16 protein-coding genes, 1 tRNA gene and 1 riboswitch are annotated in these 21066 nt (G+C 58.4%); of the genes, 7 read left to right on the top strand and 10 right to left on the bottom strand.

The genetic code is table 11. The features are described from left to right. Window positions 1-196: 196 nt before the first annotated feature. From P9L99_16590 to P9L99_16555, 8 genes are all read right to left on the bottom strand, one after another. Window positions 197-6286 (bottom strand): hypothetical protein, encoded by a 6090-nt coding sequence (locus P9L99_16590; protein MDP8224979.1) that lies wholly within the window; start codon window positions 6284-6286, stop codon window positions 197-199. A 51-nt stretch (window positions 6287-6337) separates the two neighbouring features. Then, entirely contained in the window at window positions 6338-7915 is a 1578-nt protein-coding gene (locus tag P9L99_16585) for a hypothetical protein (GenBank protein ID MDP8224978.1), read from the bottom strand. 27 nt (window positions 7916-7942) lie between these two features. Beyond that, window positions 7943-8557 carry a hypothetical protein gene (locus P9L99_16580; protein MDP8224977.1) on the bottom strand — a complete coding sequence of 205 codons (615 nt, stop codon included), beginning with the start codon at window positions 8555-8557 and terminating at the stop codon, window positions 7943-7945. A gap of 3 nt (window positions 8558-8560) precedes the next feature. Beyond that, a complete protein-coding gene (locus tag P9L99_16575) occupies window positions 8561-9133 on the bottom strand; it encodes a hypothetical protein (GenBank protein ID MDP8224976.1) in 573 nt (190 codons plus the stop codon). A gap of 104 nt (window positions 9134-9237) precedes the next feature. Continuing rightward, window positions 9238-9783: a hypothetical protein gene (locus P9L99_16570; protein MDP8224975.1), complete on the bottom strand. Its 546-nt coding sequence runs from the start codon at window positions 9781-9783 to the stop codon at window positions 9238-9240. Between the two features lie 64 nt (window positions 9784-9847). Further along, window positions 9848-11083: a glycosyltransferase family 9 protein gene (locus P9L99_16565; GenBank protein ID MDP8224974.1), complete on the bottom strand. Its 1236-nt coding sequence runs from the start codon at window positions 11081-11083 to the stop codon at window positions 9848-9850. A gap of 1 nt (window position 11084) precedes the next feature. Further along, complete coding sequence (locus P9L99_16560) at window positions 11085-12983, bottom strand: glycosyltransferase (protein MDP8224973.1); 1899 nt, start codon at window positions 12981-12983, stop codon at window positions 11085-11087. Next, on the bottom strand, window positions 12980-13441 hold the full coding sequence (locus P9L99_16555) for a hypothetical protein (protein ID MDP8224972.1): 462 nt from the start codon (window positions 13439-13441) through the stop codon (window positions 12980-12982). The genes P9L99_16560 and P9L99_16555 overlap by 4 nt, the downstream gene beginning before the upstream one ends. Window positions 13442-13643: 202 nt before the next feature. Between P9L99_16555 and P9L99_16550 the strand changes: the two genes are divergently transcribed. Then, window positions 13644-14396, top strand: coding sequence for a hypothetical protein (locus tag P9L99_16550; protein MDP8224971.1), 753 nt, complete (start codon window positions 13644-13646; stop codon window positions 14394-14396). 51 nt (window positions 14397-14447) lie between these two features. Here P9L99_16550 and P9L99_16545 read toward each other — a convergent pair whose 3' ends face one another. Continuing rightward, window positions 14448-14828 carry an ImmA/IrrE family metallo-endopeptidase gene (locus tag P9L99_16545; GenBank protein MDP8224970.1) on the bottom strand — a complete coding sequence of 127 codons (381 nt, stop codon included), beginning with the start codon at window positions 14826-14828 and terminating at the stop codon, window positions 14448-14450. Window positions 14829-15138: 310 nt separating this feature from the next. Continuing rightward, window positions 15139-15504: a hypothetical protein gene (locus P9L99_16540; protein ID MDP8224969.1), complete on the bottom strand. Its 366-nt coding sequence runs from the start codon at window positions 15502-15504 to the stop codon at window positions 15139-15141. Between the two features lie 762 nt (window positions 15505-16266). Here P9L99_16540 and P9L99_16535 point away from each other — a divergent pair. The 6 genes from P9L99_16535 (at window position 16267) to P9L99_16510 (ending at window position 21036) form a co-directional block, all read left to right on the top strand. Beyond that, window positions 16267-16596 carry a helix-turn-helix domain-containing protein gene (locus P9L99_16535; protein ID MDP8224968.1) on the top strand — a complete coding sequence of 110 codons (330 nt, stop codon included), beginning with the start codon at window positions 16267-16269 and terminating at the stop codon, window positions 16594-16596. 253 nt (window positions 16597-16849) lie between these two features. Then, window positions 16850-17716 (top strand): hypothetical protein, encoded by an 867-nt coding sequence (locus P9L99_16530; GenBank protein ID MDP8224967.1) that lies wholly within the window; start codon window positions 16850-16852, stop codon window positions 17714-17716. After that, a complete protein-coding gene (locus P9L99_16525) occupies window positions 17713-18609 on the top strand; it encodes a glycosyltransferase family 9 protein (protein ID MDP8224966.1) in 897 nt (298 codons plus the stop codon). Before P9L99_16530 ends, P9L99_16525 begins: the two co-directional genes overlap by 4 nt. Further along, on the top strand, window positions 18606-19085 hold the full coding sequence (locus P9L99_16520; protein ID MDP8224965.1) for a methyltransferase domain-containing protein: 480 nt from the start codon (window positions 18606-18608) through the stop codon (window positions 19083-19085). The genes P9L99_16525 and P9L99_16520 overlap by 4 nt, the downstream gene beginning before the upstream one ends. A 54-nt stretch (window positions 19086-19139) precedes the next feature. Beyond that, a tRNA-Leu gene (locus tag P9L99_16515) sits at window positions 19140-19223 on the top strand. Between the two features lie 298 nt (window positions 19224-19521). Further along, window positions 19522-19599, top strand: a riboswitch (cyclic di-GMP riboswitch). Between the two features lie 72 nt (window positions 19600-19671). After that, complete coding sequence (locus tag P9L99_16510) at window positions 19672-21036, top strand: hypothetical protein (protein MDP8224964.1); 1365 nt, start codon at window positions 19672-19674, stop codon at window positions 21034-21036. The last annotated feature ends 30 nt before the right edge of the window (window positions 21037-21066 follow it).

Genomic DNA, 21066 nt, shown 5'->3' with positions numbered 1-21066 from the left:
TTCGAAGGGAAAGGTTTGCCGTGTTTCCCACCGCCGCGCGCGGGCCGGCGCGGCCTCATCGGCACCCTACGAAATCATCGGTGTCAGGGGGACGGGCTCTCTTTTTCGGAACCACATTCGTGGGAACACCGGGCGATTCGGCAAAAAAAAGCGGCGGACGAATCCGCCGCTTGCCCGTTTTTTCGTCACAACCGAATTACGTCTTGCGTTGCGGCGGACGCATGGGAATCTCTTCCAGCGTGACCGTCGCGTTCTCCCAGACTTCAGCAGCGGTGATGGGCTGTAACACCGACCTCTCCGTCACAATTCGTCCGAGAACCGCCTCGTAGCAGCCGCGTACGCTGTCCACGTCATTGCGTCGCTCGATCGGCAAATAGACAACCGGCGTTTCAGCTCCGCCAAGTCGCCGGAAGAATGCTTCGAGGCCGATTGCTTGACTTGGACTCAAGCCGTTCCATTTCAATGTGATTTCCCGATAGTCGTGCCCTTCGCGCACGGGATTCAACAGGCCGCTGGCGAAGCGATCATGGCGCACCGGGAACTGCAGCGTGTTGGAAAGATCCGACCACGTCCGACAGGAAGCGTCGGTGGCGACTTGATGCAAGGGACCCACGGCGATGGCGCCTAGTTGGAAGTAGCCCTCGTAGGTCCGCCCGGCGGGAATCAGCAGACGCAAGTAACGATAGTTCGCCGAGTTGGAATCCAGTTGCATCGGCAGCGCCACCAAATTGTGTCCGAAGATGTAAAACTGGTCGCCGTTCTGGGCGCTGTTATCCACGGGATTCGCGCCCGCAAAATGCAGCGTGCCGCCGACATTGTCCTCAAGCAGATACACGCGGCCGGTTGCGTCGCCCGAGTATACCTTGAGATAAAGGCCGCCCAATTCATGATCCTGCAGCGCGCTTTGCCACTGCTCGTCCTGCGTGGTCTTGCCGGTTCCCGGTCGCCACCGTCTGGTGAAGCCCAGGACCTGCAAGCCGTTACCGCGTTCTTGGCCAAACGATCCCCGCGACCGCCAGCCGTCGGCCTCGATTTCGACTTCCGGATCGTCCCACGAATTCTCATTGTTGAATTGTGCGATGACACGCGGGAAGTTTGCGCCGAAAAAGCCAAGACCGCCGGGGATGAAGCCGCGGCCGTTCGCGCGCGGATCGCTGTCGAATACGATCTCGATACCCGTATCGTCGGTGGCGGAACGCCAGGTTTCGAAATCCGGCGCAATGGCTTGCTCGATCGGAAAGTCACTCGCCGCCGAAAGCAGCCATTCATCTCCCGCCACCGGTTTGCGACCGAAGGGAATTACCTGCGCGGTGTCACCCACGTAAATACCGCCGACCATGGGATCCAACTGGCCGCCCGCAGCCAGGGCGCGATCCATCTCCGAATAGTTGTCTGTCCGACAATGCATGTTGTCGGCGGCCTGTCCCACTTGTACCGAACGCCACCGAGTTGCCCCCGGCGCGGTAGGTGAATCGTCCACGACGCCGAAATGGAAAAAGCTGTCGCCGGAGACACAGTCGGTCTTCAAGCGCACAAATCCGGCCATCGTGAAATAGGCGGTTTGCCGCTGACCGCCGGCCTGGCGCAGCCAGAGCTGCGCGGCGCGGTTTTCCACCCCGAGGTCATCGGTTTCCGGACCAATGGCGAGGATTCCCTCGATCTCGCCGGGATACTCGTCAAACTCGAACGTGGCCGCAGGCGTTGCGGAGGCGTTCACGTCATAAAGGTGTACCGTATCACCACGGGATTTGATCGTTGATGCGTCGAAACGAACCTTAACTTCCACCGCTTGTGAAATTCCCCCGCTGTCGGTTCTCAATCGTAAGTGCAAGCCGTGTCCCGACAAATCCGAGACATGCCCGCACTGGACGACGAAACGGATTTTCACGCCGTCGCTCCAATCAAAATCGGCGTCGTCAAGGCTTTCCCGATAGTACTCGCCAACGTCGGTCGCCAACGTCATGCCGTTGTCCTCGCGCAAAACCTGAACCGCGGTGTAACCGCCGCCAGTCGATGCGCTCCAAACATCTTCGTTGGGTATGTTCGGCATGTAGATTCGCGCCGGCACCGTGCGATCGGCGGGTCGTTGCCAACGCATGCATTCCATCACGATCAACCTTCGGTTCTCATCCGGACGGCAGACGATGAAGAACACGGGCCGCCCCCGCCATATGGCAAAGGCCATATTCTTGGCGGGTCGATCCGACGGCAAAGGCACGCGTGTTCGCGTCACGCCGCCGAAAGCAAACTGGAACTTTTCCGGTGAATCGCCGCGCTGCGGTCGATCGGCGATGGTCTCGTCTTCGTCGGGAAGCCAGATGTCCGGCCAATGATGCGGACCGCTGTGAAAATGTGTCAGTTCCAAGAACCGCTCTCCGGAATCATCGATTCCCGTCGACATTGCCAGCCAGTTCGACACCGACGAGTGTGACAATCCTTCCTCGACACTGCTGTTGGCGATCCGCGCCGGCAATGCCGCGAAAGTTAGTTTATAGCGTTGGTAGCTGTTGTCGCCGCTGGAGTCCGAACCCCAATAAGGACCGATCCAATACCAGTTGCTGCCGTCGCCGGACACGACCGTGTGGCAGGTATCGTAAATGTCCGGATAAGGGTCTTCGGAGATGCGAACGGCCAGGACCGCGACTTCACCGCTCCCCGAAGGGCCGGCGGTCAACGTAATGGTATTCGGGTGGATCTCCATGTCGTCCAATCGGTCTTCGTCGAACAAGTCCGCGCTTTTCGCCCACCGAAGCCAAGTCTGCCCGGCATCGTAGCTTCCCCAAATTTCCACCTCGGCGCCTTCTTCGGTCGACCCCATCGCCAAGACCAGTTTCTCACTTCCGAACGACTTGAGCGAAACGAGGCGAATCGATTGAATCGTGTCCTCTGATTTCCGAATGACAATGCCGATGCGCTCCCATCCAAAACCGCGATCCTTCCAACACGTCACGACCTTGCGGTCGATTGAGGCCACGACCATCACCTTGTGACCACTCTCCCGGTGCAGAGCGACCGCGGGCAATTTCGCGGTCGGCAACAAAATGTCGGGATTCCCCGCCTCGCCCGTCGTGTGGTCAAACGACACGGCCATGATCTGGGCGCCGTTTTCGTACACGACGAACAAGTCGCCGTTTTCGTCTTCGATGCCACTGATGTGTCGCAAGGGGTGAGTCTCCGCGCCGACATCGATGATGCGAGGGTCGCTCCACCCGACTGCCGCGCCGCGAGCCATCCAGCCGCCCGGATCATCTTGCCCCGAGCTGGATTCTCCTTGAATTTCGGCAAGGATCCCCTCTTTTGGTTGCAACACGTACTGGCCCGGCGAATTGCTGATGGCTCGAATCCGCACTTGGAAGTCATCGTCTTCAAGCGCTCCGTCCAGGGCAAGTAACGTGGTTTGGCTGCGATTCGCCTCATGCGGAGTCGGTTTGCCTAAATGCCGCCCCGACTCCGGCGGACGCTGCACGACTCCGATGTTGGGATCCACCAAGGTATCGGCGATGATGAAGCTATCCACCCACGGGTTGGCGTCGTCCACAAAGTCCGGCACGACGATTTCTTCAATGCCGGTCAAGCCCGACCAATTACCCGCATCGTCAACCGATCGCACGTAGTACCAGTAGCCGCCCGTCAGGTCGCCTATGGCTTGGCCGGTCAGGAAATCATAGTCGGGTCGCCCGTCCACCTGCAGATCGTCGAACCGAGCGACGACCGCGGTTGAATCAGGTACGGTCCCGACATCGGCGTTGCGCAGATACATGGCCGGCAACAACGACGTGTTTGTAAAATCGGCGTATTGGTCGAGCAAAATCCAGCGCTCACCAACACGACAGAAACCCGCGACTCGCGATCCGCGACGGTACAGTCGCAGCCAGAGGTCGGTTACTCCGGAGTCCACTTCGACGGCCGTGTTTTGTTCGATGGAACCTGACACATACACTGTGAAGCGCAGGCGATCCTTGACCGAGGCTCCGTCATGCTCCCTTTCGCGTTGCACAAGGATGGCATCGGCGTCGACGTCACCGAGTACGAGACCCGCCTCCACCAGATCGCCCGAGGAAGCGCATTGCCAACTTCCCGCCGCGAGTCCAACGACCGCGTCGAAATCGCCGTCAAGTTCCGTTTTGCCGCAGCATTCGGAATAGGCGGTCGTGCCGCTGTTCTCCGCGACTAATAACAGTTCACTGTTGTCGATTTCGACCGTTCCGAGGGTGTCCCACCGGTCGGTGTCGAGATTCTCGTCCGAGAAGTCCTCCGACCAAGGATCTTCCCTGAGCCACGTTCCATCTGATAACAGCCACTCGACCAGAACGTCGTCGTACGCCATGGTTTTGCTGAGCCGGCCGATATTCGTCGCGTAGAAATCACTGTCCGTGGGATCTTCCCAATCCGCGTCCCACAACTGGTCCAACTCGTTTTTGAGCATCGTTGCATTCTGCGGAACGCCCGTTGCCACGCAATCAGGCGAGAGAAGCCCGGCGCCGTTTTGGGTCCCGTAAAACACCCATCCCTGAGCTTCGGCAAGGAAGGTGATGTTCTCGTCGACCAAGGGCTGCGAAGGCGCCGGCGACACATGGAAGTTGTTCTGCAAATCGTAGTTGGGATAAGACAGCTCCGCGATTCCTTGCTCGGTGCCGACAAAAATGCGGGATAAATCATCGGCAAACGCGATGTTGGTAACATTCGCCGGCGGCAGGACGCAATGCGCCTGCGGGAAGTCCTCCGGGTCGGCGCTCTCGGCGGCAAGAGGCAGATCGATCACGGGCGAGCCCAACGCATAAACGGAATCGGTTACACCCGTGCTGTGCCGCAACATTCGCACGTGGTCTTCAAAGAGCAGAGCATTGGCGTATTGGCCCCTCATCGTGCCGACACCGGCTCCTTGCAGGCTGCCCGGGGCGATAAGATCCCGATATACCAGCGGTGAATCGTCGGTGACCCCGAAGTCGTCGAAATATGCCTGTAGAGAACCACCGGCGGATTGACCGGTGGTCACGGCTCCGATGACGCAGCACAATGCGGATTCGTCGTCGGTGTAGTGGGTAAAGAGCGTGACCCAGTCACCGCCGTCTTTGTATTGCATTCGAACGCGGTATTTCGGCGCTTCGCTCTCCCATCCACTATCCGTGTAGTGATCGACGCCGCTCGTGTTGACCTCGTCAACGTTTTCGTCTTTGGAAACGCGAAATTCGCCCGTATCGGCCGTCGAAGTTATTGAGTTGCTCGTTTCCTCCGTTGGCGCGGCGTTCCAAATGCCGACGGCGGCAACAAGGGAGTCCACGTTGTTCGCCCCGTCGAAAACCCTTTCCCGGTAGACGTGATATTGCGCATAGAGCGTGCTTGAAGAACCCAAAAACCTGACGTCGGCGCCTTCATCGGTCTGCAGGGTCGGCCAATTGGTCACCGTCCACGACGTTTCCACCGTCACCGGTCCGGCGAGAGAACCCTTTACTACACTCAGTACACCCTCACGTTCCGTAAGGGCTTCGTTGGCGTACACGGAGAACTCCCGTCGCTGATTCTGTTCGACAATCGTACCGGTTACCTTGCTGTTAACGATGTCGTACCAAAGTGTGGTGTCGTTGGTGTTGTCGTTGAAATCGTCCGCGACGCCGCCGAAAGAAAACGACGGGAAGACCGGATAGGCCTCGCGCCCGCGTACGGTATAGGTTGACACTTCGAGCAGAGAATGCAGGAAACGCCCACTGGACCAGGCCAACGTGTTTTCCCCGTAGCCACCGTCGGCTATGGTGTCGCCGCCGAACTCACAAACCGCTTTCGTTTCGTCGGTCACGTTGATAATGTTGAGGATCTCGTCGATCAACACATACAGCATATTCAGGCTTCCGCCTGCGTCCGAGGATACGCGTTCAGCCTTGATATCCTTCGCCGTGTTGGTCGCCAACCGCACGCTTCCCGGACCGACGCTCGTCGATAGATACTCTTCCAATTTTGCCGTTGAGTCGCCGTCCACGTCGTCCATTTGCAGTCGATACACTTTGTTGTCCGCGTCGGCAACGGCGAAAATATCTCCGTTCGGCAATGCCGCGACGGCAAGAAAACCGTCCGCCTTTGTGGCATAGCCTGTGCGTTGCAGCTTGCTCAGATCAATGACTACGATATCCGCCGTCGTCGTAACGATCAGATAAACTTCCTCGGGTTGCGCTAGGGCCGCAGACACGGCGCGCCAAAGCACAACCGCATCGGTGACAACGTTGCTTCCCACCAAAAACGGTCGAATCCATGGCTCCGTGGCCGTCGTTTTGAAACCAATGGTATTGCTCACAGTATGATCTCCTTATCGCCCCGGATGCCGCTGCGGCTTGTTTCCGGAAACCTATTTCTGAATGCCGTAATGAACGTTCTGTCCCGACCGCGTGCCGCTCGACCGCGATATGCGCGCCACACTCTCGTCGATGACGTTCTGGACGTCCTTTGCGAAAATGGAGCTGTTGAAATGATATTCAATGGTTGGCTGCCCAGACGCTGCGGCGAGCGCCGCCGCCGCCAGACGCGGTACTTCGAAGCTCATTCGCGCATTGATGGCGTCGCTCATTTGTCGCCCGAAACGTCCGGTCAAAATGGCGTTGGTTAAATCGCGCGGCAAGGTGATTTCGCCCACCTGCAAAATACCGGGGACTTCGTCGCCGCGTAAATCAAGCAACGCACCCAGGAAGCTGTCGACCTGGTCGCCACCGCTCTTTCCCCACAACCGGCCGCTGTGCGCGAAAACACCGCCCCCGTGGTGTAAACCGAGCGCATTCTTGACTGAGTCCTTCGCTTTGTTGAACGCGTTTTTGACTGACTTCCCGAACGATCCGCCCGCATGTTTCAAGGCATTCCAGATGGCTTTTGCCGCTTTCTTGATTTGATCGTAGAACTTTTTGGCTGCATCACCGATTTTTCCGGCTGCCGATTTCACGCGGTCAAAGAACTTCCCCGCTGCATCCTTCACACTTTTGAATAACTTCTTGGCGGCATTCCTTATTTTCTTGCCGCCGCTATTAACCCATTTGAAGAAGGTCCTGGCCGATTTGATTATTCTCTTCCCCGCGCTCCTCACCCATTTGAAGAACGTGCGGGCCGCTTTCGTGATTCTTCGGCCAGCGCTCCCGACAAACCGGAAAAATCTTTGCGCCGCCCTGACGATATTCCTCGCGCCCCGCACCACGGCCTTGGAGAAAGACTTCGCGCAAGCCGTGATCCGTTCGCCAATGTCCCGCACCATGTTACTGACCGTGTCGCAGAGGGCTTCGATCATGCCGTGTATCGTCTCGGCGACCAATGTAACAACACACATGATGGCTTCCACGAAAGCCTGAGCCATCATGTAGATGAAATCCGCCACCGATTTGATCACTAGTAACAAGAACTCGGCGATCGCTCCCAAGACGATGCCGATCACGCGGAGAACTCCCATGACCACGCCGAGAATGATCGATGAAACAAGCACGGCAACGGCTTCAATACCCCGTTCTTTCAGGAACTCAAGAATGCCGACCAGTGTGTTGTAGATCAGGTCAACCCATTTTTCGTCGACGAACTTCTTTAGTGCGTCGACAAGAACCTCGCCGACCTTTTCGAGCAGGTCCGCGAGTGTAGTGGAGATCGTCCCGACCAACGTGTTAACGACCTTTTCAAGAATCGTTAGCAGCGTGTTGATGTCCCCGTATATTTTTGTCCATAGCGCCCAGATCGCCGAGCTTAGCTTCCCCAGGACGATCATCACGTTCTTGAAGACTTCTTTCATCAAATTGTGGACGAAATTCGCGATGGGACCCAGAGCCCCGAGAACGGCGGCAACCGCCCCTTCGATCGTCTTCTTGAACTTGACAGCCGCAATGACAACCGCCGCGGCCATTTTGGTGACGGCCTTCGCTAGATCGCCGATCGCCTTCGCTAGTTTGTTGAACATTCTTTCACCTCTCGTTTGTCTTACTGATCATTTGGGGCGGGGCTTCGTGTTGGCCACCCGCGGAAAGCGGTGCAACTGGGAGATATTTTGAATCTCGTGGCTCGTTTTCCCTTTGCCCATATCCAATCGGCCCACCGAATCAAGCACCGAGGCCAACAGACGAGTCGCCCCTTCGGCATATATGTCCACTTGCCGCCACGTGGTCGTTTCGATGAATGCTTCGGGATGTTGCCCGTACGATTTCGCCAGTTCCGCCAAATTCACGGCGGTGTCTTCGTCCTTGGGCGAGCCTTGTTGCGACGAAGTTCCGCTCGTTTCGTGGAATCCGGCGATTTCGTAGGCTTGCGTGAAGACATTGATCAGTTCGTCGAACCGCAAGTGATCAGCGAGGCCCGCCCCCGCCTCGGGCACCAGGATCTTGACGATTTCGCAAGCCGTCTTCACGTCAAGGCGGCACAACGCCTCCCATAACCCGGCGGGGGCCGCTTTATCGTCGCCGGTGAGGTCGCCCGTCGCCGTTTGCAGCCGCCGGGCAACCTCACCGACTTGACGGATCGATGGCTCCAATAACCGGAATTTCTCGCCACCGATCGACACTTCGGTCTCTCGGCGTGCGACATCAAGGGCACGCAGAAAGACCATGTTTTAGTACCCGTACCCGTATCCGTCGCCGCTAAAGTCGCCCAGGTCGATGTACACGAGCGGACGTTTGCCGTCGATAATGGGCGTGCCGTACTCGCCCGAGCCGTCGGTCAAAATCGTCGCGCGCACCGGTAGCGGGTAATTGGTGTTCGGACTGAGGTTGAGTGCGTGGTCGCTGCTGATCTTCGCCTTGTACACACCGAAGCAGAAGATGCGACCGTCGTGATGCTCGTGATAGAACTCCAACCGTACCGGCGGCACGTCGCCCAGGCCCAGGTAGAAACGCCCATCCATGTCGGGCGGTTTTCCGGTCAGCAGTTCGAGGTTGTCGTCGTTCCACTCCTCCACCGTGAACGTGACCTCGCCGTTGATCGCCAACGTGACATCCATCACGGTTTGCGCGTAGCGCGCGTTGTCCTTGTGCGTGTAGCGTTCTTCGGTGATGTTAATGTTCACGTCCTTCACCGACCCCAAGACAATCGTCTCGTTTTCCCTGGTGATCGCCACGACCTTGTTGATCATGCCCACCGGAATGTCGTTAGGATCGCCGACGCCCTGTTGGCTCAATACCGCCATGTCATTCCTCCACTTCGTTCCTGATTGGTTCGTTGCAGCGCCAATCGCCGGACCGCCCGACGCGCACTGTCGATTCGCGTGTCAAACCGCTTCGCGGCAGCCTGTCACGCGGTTATGGTGTAGGTTTCCACGTCTTCCACTCTTCGTTCGTTGACGTAGTCCTCCACCAGCTTCATTCGAAAGGTCACGACCTGACCTTGCAGGCCGGCTTCCCGCGTAACTTCCAGAATCGCCCACGCCCCGCCGCGCACCCGGTACTGGCTTTTGACCAGCAAATGGGTACCCAGCGAACTCGGCTCGTCCTCCGGTTGCACGACGCCACTGAAATCGAACATTTCGATGGCGCCGCTATTCAGCCGAAACACGCTCATCACCGCGTCGACCAGACGCCGCAAGTCGACCTGCGTCGCGTCGTCTTCGCTTTTGGTGATGCAGTAGATTCGAAACTCCAGGTACCCGCCGCTCCCGGCGCCGCCGTATACGACGTGGTCGAAAACCTCCACGCCCGCCGCGTCGCCGCCGCCTAGTACGGCCTCGACGTTGTAAGCCACGACGCACGGAGTCACGCTCGGTGTGAAGTTGCTCTGAAAATGCCGCTGGACCGACCTAACCTGGTTGTCCAAACTGAATTCTGTATTCGCTATCGACATCTTTGCTCCCCTTTTTGCTGATCGCGATTGTAGTGACGGCGTCTTTTTCGCCTAGTGGACGGAATCATCTGACGGCGCGGCACCGGGTCTGTCCCGCGCTCCGGCAAACCAAGCGCGCTCGCCACCGTGCGTGCTCGAGCACCGCAGACGTATCGGATTCGTGAAAGCGCAGTTCCTCGTCATAGGCATCGTTTCTCGGCATCCGCCAGTACCGATACAGGTCAAGCTTGTATCGGAGCAACGAACACCAATTCATCGGCAGCGCGGTTTTTCCGGCCGCGATCGACAACCGATAGGCGGGTCCCTCGTTGGCGGGCTTCGCGGTTTCGTTTAGCTCCGTTCCCGCTCTCGAAACGCAACATTCGATTGAGCTGACGCGCCCATCCAGTGCCGCCGACCGCACAATCGACTGAAGCACGTGCTCCGGCGTGTTTTTCGTGACTACAATTTCAACGCCGGTATCGGCGCGAGGTTGGCTGCCGACAGGCCGGCGCTCCTCGCCTCCGAACGCAACAGCCACGGCGTGCGTCAGCCTCTCGGCGGAAAGATCCATGCACACATACGGCGACAATTCGTTTCGGCACTCTTCGCCGTGGGCGTAACAGGGCGCACAACGGCTGCCCGCTTCCAGCGCCACAACCGTTGGGTAGTAAGGAATTACCGCTGAGGCGGGAAACGGGCCGACCAATACCAATGTCGGCACCCGCAATGCCCCGGCGACGTGCAAAAGGCCGGTATCGACCGTCATCAAGCGCCCGCATCGCGCGATCTCGCGCCCGGCTTCAAGGATCGTTTTCGTCTTTCCCGTGCGATCGATCACGCCACTCGGGAGGACCCGTGGGCGACGCCGGCCGAATATCACCGGCCGCCACCCGACCGCCACCAATCCTTCGAGAAACTGCGCGCACAGATCGTCGGTCAGCGATCGCATGCGCCGGCACGCGCTGAACGGTACGACCGCCAGCAATGCCCGGTCGCCGGAACCATTTCCGAGAATTGGCAATGTCGGTGTCTTGCGACGCGGCCAAATACCGGCGGCCCGGCAAAAGGCGTCAACGCCGTCTGGGACAGGCCCCTGAACCGACTCCCGGGCCGTGCTTAGGTCGATCTCTTGACCGATCGGCCGGTCGTCAGTTCGACGAAAGCGCGCGCCGATAGCCTGCACGACCGCTCGATGCCGCGGCGCCGAGTGGCAATATACGGTCACGCCGCGGCGCTTCAATTCCGCCACAATCGGTTCGAGGCGCAGGATATCGCCCGCCGCGCCTCGCCGAATCAGGCTCACCGCGCCGCTGGCCATGTCATCCGTTTGCGCCGGTGGCGGCGGCGATCGTCTCGGCCCACTTTTCGCCGACATCTCGCCAGGTGAACCGCCGCGCCGTTTCGCGGCCCGCCTTGCCCAACCTGTCCCGCAACGCCGCATCGTCGAGCAATTGACGAACACACTCGAAAAGACATGCCGCCGTCTGCTCGGAGGCGACGAGCACATTTTCGCCGTGGACGCCGTACTCGCGCAGGCCGCCGTTGTCGAATGTCGCCACGGGAGTACCGCAAGCCATCGCTTCCAACGCCGGTAACCCGAATCCTTGATACAGGCTCGGTTCCACCAATACGGTCGACTCCGCCAATAGGTCGGCCACCTCCTCCCGATTCAATTCGGGAAAACATGTGACGTGCAAACTATCCAGGCCGTCCGCTGAGCCAACCGTGACCAGTTCGATTTTGGAGCCGTAAGTCTCGCGCAGTAAGCGGAACAGAGCGCGAAGGATCGCCCCTCCCCGCCGTTTGTGGCGAGGGCGATGAAACGCCGTCACCTTTACTTCCGCCTTGCCGGAACGCGGTCGGAACTGCTCGATGTTGACCCCGGGCGGGATAACGCCGATCGATTCTCCACCGCTGTGCTTCCGGTAAGCCTCGGCTGCGAACTCGCTGACTGCGACCGCCGGTAAACCGAGGCGGTAACATCGCTGCATGTGACGCAGGCCGCGACGCGACTTTGGCGGTTCGTCGGCGTCGTGAACCATGACGTCTTCCCAGAATCGAACTTCATCGTCCTGAACGAACGCCAGGTTCCGCAGGCTCGGGCGGCCATGACACACTTGGGTCGCGACCTCGCAGAGACCCATCGTCCCCGCGACGATCGTCCCCTTGCGTAGGCTCGTTCGCAGGCCCCGCACGAGCGCTTCCGATCCGTTAAAACCCCACGGGCGAAATAAGCGATCGCTCATCGGCGGCTTTCGCTTTTCCATCGGTGTCAGCACGGCCGCCGTGGCCTCAAGGCCGCACAGAATGAGTTCGTTACAAATCTCGACGCATGCCTGCACGCCGCCTTCAGGCCCGAACCTGTGCAAAACAAATACGATCTTCTCCGCACTCGGCCGGGAGTGCGCGTCCTGTGCGACACGCGTTTCCAAATCCCTCACCGCCGCCGCATTTCGCCGACGGTCCTCCGGACGACGCCAATCCCGGCCCCACCTCTTTGCGAGTTCCTGCAACGCGGCCCGCCCCAGTCGCTCCCGAGCTTTGCCGAATGAACCGCCGACCGCGTGATGCACAAAGGAGCGCGTGGCGAGTCCCGCCGTCCACCCCTGCCGGAGCCCGCGCAGCCAGTAATCCGTTTCCTCGCCGTAACCAATCGGCCAAGCTCCGGCGTCGAACAGCCCGACGTCGTCCAACATTTCGCGGCGCACGAGCAGGCAGAAACCATGCGGGTCTGAAAACGGCTTGATGGTCGGCGCGTCGATTTCTCGCAACCGACGGGCGACAGAAAAAACGGTTTCACCCGGTGGCATTCGCAGACAGCCAAGGCCCGGGTCGTCGCTGGCCGGGTTGACCAAACCGATGCTTTCGTCTTCCTGCAAAACAGCGATCAGGCCGCCCAGCCAACCCGGCGTTACTACGGTGTCGCTATTAAGCAGGCAGACGTGTCGTTGCGGCGCGGCCGCTTGCACACCGAGGTTGGCACTTCTCGTGTAGCCAAGACGATCGTCGGATTCCAGCAACACGGGCGCTTCGATCTCAGCCTCGCCGACGGCGGTTTTCGTCCAATCTCGCAGCCACACGGTCGTCCAATAGTCGGATGCGTCGTTGACCACGATTAGTCGAAACGGAAACCCCGTGTGAGACCGCACCGAGCGAATACAGCGCGCGACGAGATCGGGGCGGTTGCATACCGTGATGACAATGTCGACCGGATTCATGGGCGTTCTTCGACTCGCGCCTGCTCGGCCGGTTGCGTCGCTTCCAGCGTTTGAACTTGGCCCACGATCCCGGCAAGCAATTCTTCGTCCGTCGCGATCGCCTGCACCAACGCAATGAGTTCCGTGAGTTCGGTTTGGTCGCACACCTTTTGTTTGAACGCCGCAAAATCGGCCCCCGTCCCCAACTTGTCTCGGTTTGTCGGATGCCACAGCATCGCGCTGACAAACTGACCCAATGCAGCGGGCCGCCGGCTCATAAGATCGATGAGGCGGGAAATCGCCAACACGGATGCTGACTCGTCCTCGCTCGCGAACTCCCGCGCCACCTGCTGCGCAACCTCCGCCAATTGCAGCCCCTCAAAGGCTCCCAGCAGCGGATCGAGTTGCGACAGGACCGGCGCCTTAAGTTCGAGTTGTTGGTCCTCAACGTGTAAAACCAGTTCTGTACGAACGCCCATAACTTTCTCCTTTCCAAATCGTGAATTTCGTTTTCGGCCGCGTGCGATCAAGCGGTCCGCGCCGCGGTTCCCACCACCGGCCGCCGGGGAGGAAAACATAGATCAGAGATTTGTGTCATGGGTCCGAGGCGTGAGAAATGCCGACCCGTGTCATCACCGGGTTCGCCGCCGCATGATCTTCCGCGAACAAAGTGGAGTAGATATGGCAGACGTGAAAATTTTTGTTTCGGTGTGGAATCGCGCGGGATGCACTAAGCAATGCGTGCAAAGCCTCATCGCCACGACGCGCGGCAAGGCCGACATCATTCTTTTCGACAACCACTCCACGACCGATGCCCGTTCTCTCTGGTCCCTTTATCGCCGTTGGATGCTGCAAGGCGCCGTGGCTCAGATCGTGTGGAACGGAGCGCCGGTGCTGACCTCGGCGTTTTGGTCGAAAAACTATGCTTGGGCGCAGTTTCTGAATCTCGTCGATCTGATCGAACCGGACGAGCGCCGTTTCTTGGTGATGGTCGACAACGACGTCGTCTTTCATCCCCGCTGGCTGGAGACAAGTTTGGACATTCTCACGTCCGAGGCGGCGCGCGATAAGGGAGTCGTCGTGGTTTCTCCCTACGACGGAGTCCCCAACCCGAGCACGGATCCTGACACCTACCACGTAATAGAACGGCTAAGCGTCGCGGGCCATCCTGTCGAAATCCGTAACGCAGTTGCGTCTCGGGCCTGGGTAGCACGCGGCGATTTTTGGACGCGCTGGCCGCCGCCGACATGGAAGGAAATCCTCCGCAACGGCCGTCCGGATCGCATGCCGACCGATACGTACTACTGGCAAAAGATGCAAGCCGAAGGATTGCGGTTCGCCGTCATGACTCCGCCGGCGAGCGTCGATCCACCGTTTCCCTGGCGATCAGCCCGCCTACAACGCCGCATTGGCGACGACGCACGAAGATCGTGACGGTGTCGGAGATTCGACGCTTCATAGCCTCGAATCACGTTCCAATGACGCTTAGATATCACAAGGCGGCGATTCCCCAAACAACAGCTCATGCGCGCCGACATCGCAAAGCCGTTCCACTTCCGGGTCCCCTGCTTCCGGTGGTCGCCGCGTATTAAGTACAATTTCGCGGTGCGCCAATTCGTGCGCCATCGCGAATTTCGTGCGGACGTCACCTTGACGCTTGTTAACCAACAACAACCATTGTTCATTTGCACGCAGTAATCGCGCGTCCCAGTCCGTGCGCTCGTCCTCGGCGAACACCACGCGCACCCCTTCCATCTCCGCAATTACGAGCGGATCGTCGGTTCTCCATTTCTGTCGCAGTTCTTTCATCCATCCCCGCACCATGCACTCCCCCAAAAAACTGCCATGAATGCATCGCAGTGCCACGACACCTCCGAATGTCGTTTCTCAATGTTGCTTTTCTATTATCATTCAGCAAATAGCATGCCAGCCCTTTGAAACCGATACGTATAGCGCGCGTCACTCCTCGAACTCTTTGCCGTTTAGCACGGATTCCCGTCACTTCCGCCGCTTGCGCCGGTTTACGGCGTTACAGCCCCTTCGAATTCCCTCTTTCGATTTTCGTATTGCACGTCCGCTTTTCAAGAGTCCGCACCATTTTTTTGACGCTTTTGCACTCACGTGCACATGTTTATTTACGGATGAATGTCCGGATTACTTCGCGTTGGTATTGTCCCTAATCCCTCTTCACGCGATCTCGAATAAGCCTCGCCAGCTCCCTCTCGGCAATCGTTACGAACTCCTTCGACAACCGTTGTGAGCCCCGACTATAGATAGTGATACCCAGCCTTTGCTCGACGTCCAAGGTGTGTGGATCGACCGGCTCCTCCTCGCGCAGCATTCGCCCCTCGCCGAGCAACAGCCACTTGGGCGCCACGTTGACGATCGTGCAGATACGCGTCAGGACCTCGCCGTTCGGCGTCTGCCGACCCGACAACCAACTGCGCAATGTGCTCTCCGGGATCTCCAGCGTCGCAGCCATCTTTAGATTCACGCCGCCGAAAAAGGCGTCCCGAATCTCCATCAAACGTTTCGCGTACATATCATCCTCTCCGTTACCTGCGTATCGCTATTTTGACTTTTCCGTTGACAGGATCGCGAATTTTTGCGATACGTTATTTACCCTGCTTGTCTTTCATTGTATTGGATTGAGGCACATATTGCAACAAAAAACTGTATTGCCCTTATATTACAATGTCTTTACGCGCTCGCACCAAAGCATCAGTCGCATCGTCCGGCATACTCGTCACGGTTTATGTATCGCAATATACAACGCCTGCACGTCCTATACGCTAATTATTGCGCGCGCCCCGCTGTTCAGGTCTCACTCAAACAGCCGTCACGGCCTCGTTCCGGCGGTATTTATTTGTTGCCAGTCGGTTCGATGGAGCGGATTTTTCGTATTATATAGGCCCTGGGTCGTATTCGTCGGAACTGATCGCTCAGCTATACGCTACGCCAACGTCTGTGTTTTTCTTACATTCGATTTTATGGTTCGCAATATATTGCGCTTTCAAGGCTCTGGGGGAATAGTCATGTGCAATACCTTCATTACATCCAACAGATTGCATGAGCCAGGCGACGGTATGCGGGGCCGTTCAGCGCTTCCCGGCGCGATATGTTGGCCGGAGTTGCTTCGATGAGCTGGCGGGTGTGTCGACATTGCTTTTACTGCAAGCAACTTGCCCTAGACGCCGAAGCGAGGCGCCAGGGTTATCAACCCTTGGTACGCTGCGCGAAAGGCCACTTCGATTCGATAGAGCCGGCATGCATTCCGGTTCAATGGGACGTTTTCGACGGAAGAATGTGTCCTGATTTTCCGGAAGAGGATCTCGACGCTCTGCGCGAATCCTTGTCCGAAAAATCGAGCCGGCCCGCCCGGAGCGGCGATTCGTCTTATGTAAACCTGCACGACGCGCTGCCAACGAACTTATTCAGGGCGGTCGAGCGTTTCGTACACGGCCCCCTCATGGTCTACATTCCCGCCGCGCACACGGCGCGCGAACAACGGCGCGCCGAAATACTCGAAACCTATCGGGAGACGCGCAGCATACGGCGAACCGCCAAGCTGCTTCGCTGCAGTCGCACCACCGTCCGCCAGCTTGTTCGCCAAGAGTGCGAGTCGGCGTCATGATTTTCGTAGTCTTGTCAGAAAACGTCGACCTACGTCGCGTGCTTTCCTCATCGGACTGTCACGTCGGCCCGTCGGAACCACGTCGTTCAATCTCGTACGCTCGGCACGCCGAACGTCGCCCGGATCGGCCGAGGGCGTCGGCGCCCGCCTTTTACCCCCTCTCCCCAACCGGGCCGCATTGCGGCCCCTTCCTTCCACCGATTCGCGATCTGCCGAGTGAGGCTGGATCGCTTGTTCAATCTTCAGAGGTCATATGATTCATTCGAGATCAAACCTTTCGCCCGCCTGGCACGGCCAGCACGCGAGTGATTCAAAACGGCGCGTCAAGGCGCTACGAATTCGCTGTACGGCCGACCGCCTACAGCATCTGCAATTCTACGTGTGCATCACCACCTATAATCGCCCTGAAAATCTATTGGCCCTGCTTCACGACATACAACGGGAAACCGATGGCCGATGCGTGCGGGTTTCGGTTTTCGACGACGCGTCCAAACACCCGTACGACAACGTTCATGATTTCGTGCGCCGGAACCAGCACTGGATGTCCTATGTGCGCAACTCGCGGGCTTATCGCAAGGAGGGATTCTGGCGTCTGTGGAATTCCATGTTTCGCGCCGCACATCAGGAGACTCGCCCCGAATTCTACGTTTTTCTACAAGACGACGTTCGCCTGCTACCCGGATTCTTCACGCGGATCGAGCGGATCTGGGACGCCATCGACGATCCCAGGAAAACCGCGCTGAACTTGCTGGTCGATCGCCGCGGGTGTCGTGCCCATTGGACACCCATCGAGCCGCAGCTAATTCGCTTCGGTGATATTGAAGTGGCCCGCCTGGGTTGGTTGGATTGCATTTTCATGGCCGCACCATCGCTGTTCAACGTCCTGCAATGGAAAATCAAGCCGATCCGTCGCGATCGTTGGCGGCAGAATCCCGATTTATCCAGCGGCGTCGGCGAGCAGATCTCGTGGCGACTTTACGAGACGAAGCGCAGCATCTACTCGCCCATTTCCTCGTTAGTCACATTGGCCGACTGCCCCAGCGTGATGCACCCCGAGTTACGCCGGCGCCACCCGATTGTCCCCACAACGCTAAGGCTGTCGCAAGGAGTCGATTCATGAGTGACGCCGTGTTGTTCGGCAACGGCATCGGTAACTTCGTCTTGGCGACACCATTTCTGCAAAACCTGACCGCGCCGCACATTTTCATGCGCGCCGACGACCCACGCATCACCGCCATTCGATCGCTCTCGCTGTGGCCGGTACACGCCGTTGTCCCCGGCCATATCACCTCGGTTATCTTCGACCGCGTGTTTCAACTTTGGGCGGCGCCGGACATGCCCGAAGTTCGAGGCATGGAACGCATCGCCCAGCCCAAACGTGATTGGCGGCTGGGCCCCCACGAAGCAGATGTTTACTTGTCCCTGCTTCCCAAGAGCAGACGGCTGCCGACTCAGATAAGGTCGGAAAGGGTCGCGTTGCCCGCACACAAACGGCCGATCATCGCCCTGGCCAACGGCTCACACCCGGAATGGATGACGAAACGATACCCGCACGAGTATTTCGTTCGCCTCGCCACGATGTTGGTGGACCGTTTGGACGCGCAACTTGCTTTTCTCGGACGGGATGAACACGAACGAAAACTCGGCGACAACATTTGCCGCCAACTCGGTGACCGCTGCTGGAACTACGCCGCGCGACTCAGTGCCGCCGCCACGGCCGGTGTTCTGCAACATTGCGCCTTGGCCGTGACCAACGACACGGCGCTCATGCACGTCGCCGACGCCCAAAACGTGCCGATCGTGGCAATCTGGGGATGGACCAATTGGCACAAGAACCACCCGTACAACACCGGTGGGCATCGGGTGCAATGCGACTCTGGGGGCTGCCGGCACTTTCCATGCTTCCGCACACCGGCTCAAAACCGATGCCGCGACAATCTTTGTCTTCAGTCGCTGCAACCCGAGCGTGTCTTTGAGACCGTCCTCCGCCTTTGGCCCGAGGTGAAAAAATGACCGTGAAGAAGCTCTGCGTCGGCAGCGGCCGCGCCGGTGAAACCGGCCCGGAATGGATCAACGTCGACGCCGCCGATTTCGGCAACAATGTCGTGTGGGATCTCAACCGCCACCCTTGGCCCTTCGCCGACGAAACCTTTTTCGAGGTCAAGGCCATCGACGTCGTCGAACACCTCTGCGAATGCGCCGCGGCCATCAGCGAGATCATCCGCGTCGCGCGGCCCGGCGGACTCATCCTCATTCAAGTGCCCCACGCGGCGCACGCCCGCACGTGGATCGACCCGGGACATAAGCGGGGATTCATGCGCGAGAGCCTCGACTACTGGATCCGCGGCAATCGCCGAGCCAAACAATACGGCGAACTCTACCACCAGGGGCGATTTTTCATCACCGACCTCACCGTGCGCGAACAGGGGGCGAATCTGGTCTTTCGCTGCCGACGGGCGCCGGCGCAGAAATCAACCGTTTCGCTTTGACGGGGTCTGCCTTCGTGTGATAATCAAGAGCAGTTTTACGCACGACGCGAATCAGCCCCGATGGAGGAATTGGTAGACTCAGGGGACTTAAAATCCCCAGGTGGCAACACCGTCCCGGTTCGAGTCCGGGTCGGGGCAATCCTTTGATACGTTACGTAGAATCGCCGGCCGAATCGGCATCCAATCACAGTCTTGTTTCCTCCTCCTTTAAAAGGGCCGACCACGTGTGACGAAAGCAGCCGCCGCGGCCGGGGAGCGTCTATCCTCGACTGTTTTTGAATATATCTTATAATATCAACGGCTTATCCGGATAGCTGGGTCTCTGTCTCGTGGCCGGATTGCTTTCCCCCGATTTTTTTTCAAAAGTTCCTAAAGAGAATCTCTGAACATGACGATAAGTTGATTGTAAGTCGCGAAAGGCCCCGCAAAGGCCGTTCCGTGACAAAGGCAAACCCGCCGCGAGGCGGGGGCGCAAAGCAAGAGGTCTCCGGAAGGAGATAGCTCGGCTGCCGTAGGAACGGATCTGTCCCCATACAGACCGTTTCCTCAAACAACGAATAACGTGTTGTGTACGGAGGAAACCCCCATGTACCGTCTGACTGCTGCTGCCCTGATGATTTTTGCCATGCTCTTTTTCGTAACCGCTTGCGGTGATGAAACCGACAACGCCGATTTTGACAACGACGACGCCGCCCTAACCACTGAAAACGACGCTGATCTGCTTATCGAGGAAATCGCCCTGCAGGTCGGTGAAGCTTTCGCTGACGCGCTCGATCAGCAAGACTTCGGCCCGCCGATCAACAACGAAGTGGACGGGCCCAACGGCGAATTCGACCCCTTCGCCTCCATCAAAGTCCTCAACCCTGAAGAAGCTCTGGATAAGTACGCGAAACACGCCACGAGCGCTGCCGCCGGAATCGACGGCAACGAAGTTGACGAGCCCAACGGCGAATACGACCCCGCCAATTCCGGCAAGGTCCTGAACTGGGAAGAGGCTGTCAAAAAGTACTTCAAAACTCCCCCCATCGACGCCGCCGACGGCAACGAAGTTGACGAACCCAACGGCGAATACGACCCCTTCAACTCCAACAAGGTCCTGAACTGGGAAGAGGCTGTCAAAAAGTACTTCAAAACTCCCCCCATCGACGCCGCCGACGGCAACGAAGTTGACGAACCCAACGGCGAGTACGACCCCGCCAACTCCGGCAGGGTCCTGAACTGGGAAGAAGCCGTCAAAAAATATTTCAAAACTCCCCCCATCGACGCCGCCGACGGCAACGAAGTTGACGAGCCCAACGGCGAATACGACCCCTTCAACTCCAACAAGGTCCTGAACTGGGAAGAAGCCGTCAAAAAATATTTCAAAACTCCCCCCATCGACGCCGACAACAATGACGTCGAAGGTCCCGAAAACGAAATCTTCGTGAAGTTCCTTCGTACCAACGAAGTGGACCCCAACACCCTCGATTTCCACTTCCTGATTTACCGCAAAAACAAGGACAAAGGCGCGGACGACGCCGGTGAAGCCGACGGCGGCACCAACGACGACGGCGACGACTTCGGCGCTACCGGCGATTACTACTACGACGAAGAAATCAACAACGACGTCCCCGGTGGCGAAATCGACCCGGCCATCTTCAAAGCCTTCATGTACCTCGTGATCCGCCAAAAGGCCGGCGACGATGCTCCGGACGGGGCCGCGTCGATGCCGGAAACGCCGGTGAATGAGAACGTGAACAACGACAGTGAGAATTCTTACTGGATCGATGTCTACGTCTACATGCTCAAAAACTACAACTTGGGCAAAAGCTTCCCGGTGATGAACGCCCCGATCACGCCTGACAACCACGAAGCCGGCGGCCCGCTGAATCGCGAACAGCTCGAAATGCTGCGCGACTTCATCATCCGCCTCCTGAAAAGAACCGACACCTTCAATCAAACAGGTTGCTAGCAGCAGCAATAGCAGACACCAGCCGGATGG

The organism is Candidatus Lernaella stagnicola, assembly GCA_030765525.1.
Taxonomy (GTDB): Bacteria; Lernaellota; Lernaellaia; order Lernaellales; family Lernaellaceae; genus Lernaella; species Lernaella stagnicola.
The sequence above is the reverse complement of the archived record's forward strand: the minus strand, read 5'-3'. Positions and strand labels throughout refer to the sequence as shown.

Coding starts and splice junctions, on each gene's coding strand:
- P9L99_16585 (MDP8224978.1), bottom strand. CDS start 7,915: ATGTTCAACAAACTAGCGAAGGCGATCGGCGATCTAGCGAAGGCCGTC.
- P9L99_16580 (MDP8224977.1), bottom strand. CDS start 8,557: ATGGTCTTTCTGCGTGCCCTTGATGTCGCACGCCGAGAGACCGAAGTG.
- P9L99_16575 (MDP8224976.1), bottom strand. CDS start 9,133: ATGGCGGTATTGAGCCAACAGGGCGTCGGCGATCCTAACGACATTCCG.
- P9L99_16570 (MDP8224975.1), bottom strand. CDS start 9,783: ATGTCGATAGCGAATACAGAATTCAGTTTGGACAACCAGGTTAGGTCG.
- P9L99_16565 (MDP8224974.1), bottom strand. CDS start 11,083: ATGGCCAGCGGCGCGGTGAGCCTGATTCGGCGAGGCGCGGCGGGCGAT.
- P9L99_16560 (MDP8224973.1), bottom strand. CDS start 12,983: ATGAATCCGGTCGACATTGTCATCACGGTATGCAACCGCCCCGATCTC.
- P9L99_16555 (MDP8224972.1), bottom strand. CDS start 13,441: ATGGGCGTTCGTACAGAACTGGTTTTACACGTTGAGGACCAACAACTC.
- P9L99_16550 (MDP8224971.1), top strand. CDS start 13,644: ATGGCAGACGTGAAAATTTTTGTTTCGGTGTGGAATCGCGCGGGATGC.
- P9L99_16540 (MDP8224969.1), bottom strand. CDS start 15,504: ATGTACGCGAAACGTTTGATGGAGATTCGGGACGCCTTTTTCGGCGGC.
- P9L99_16535 (MDP8224968.1), top strand. CDS start 16,267: ATGTGTCCTGATTTTCCGGAAGAGGATCTCGACGCTCTGCGCGAATCC.
- P9L99_16530 (MDP8224967.1), top strand. CDS start 16,850: ATGATTCATTCGAGATCAAACCTTTCGCCCGCCTGGCACGGCCAGCAC.
- P9L99_16525 (MDP8224966.1), top strand. CDS start 17,713: ATGAGTGACGCCGTGTTGTTCGGCAACGGCATCGGTAACTTCGTCTTG.
- P9L99_16520 (MDP8224965.1), top strand. CDS start 18,606: ATGACCGTGAAGAAGCTCTGCGTCGGCAGCGGCCGCGCCGGTGAAACC.
- P9L99_16510 (MDP8224964.1), top strand. CDS start 19,672: ATGTACCGTCTGACTGCTGCTGCCCTGATGATTTTTGCCATGCTCTTT.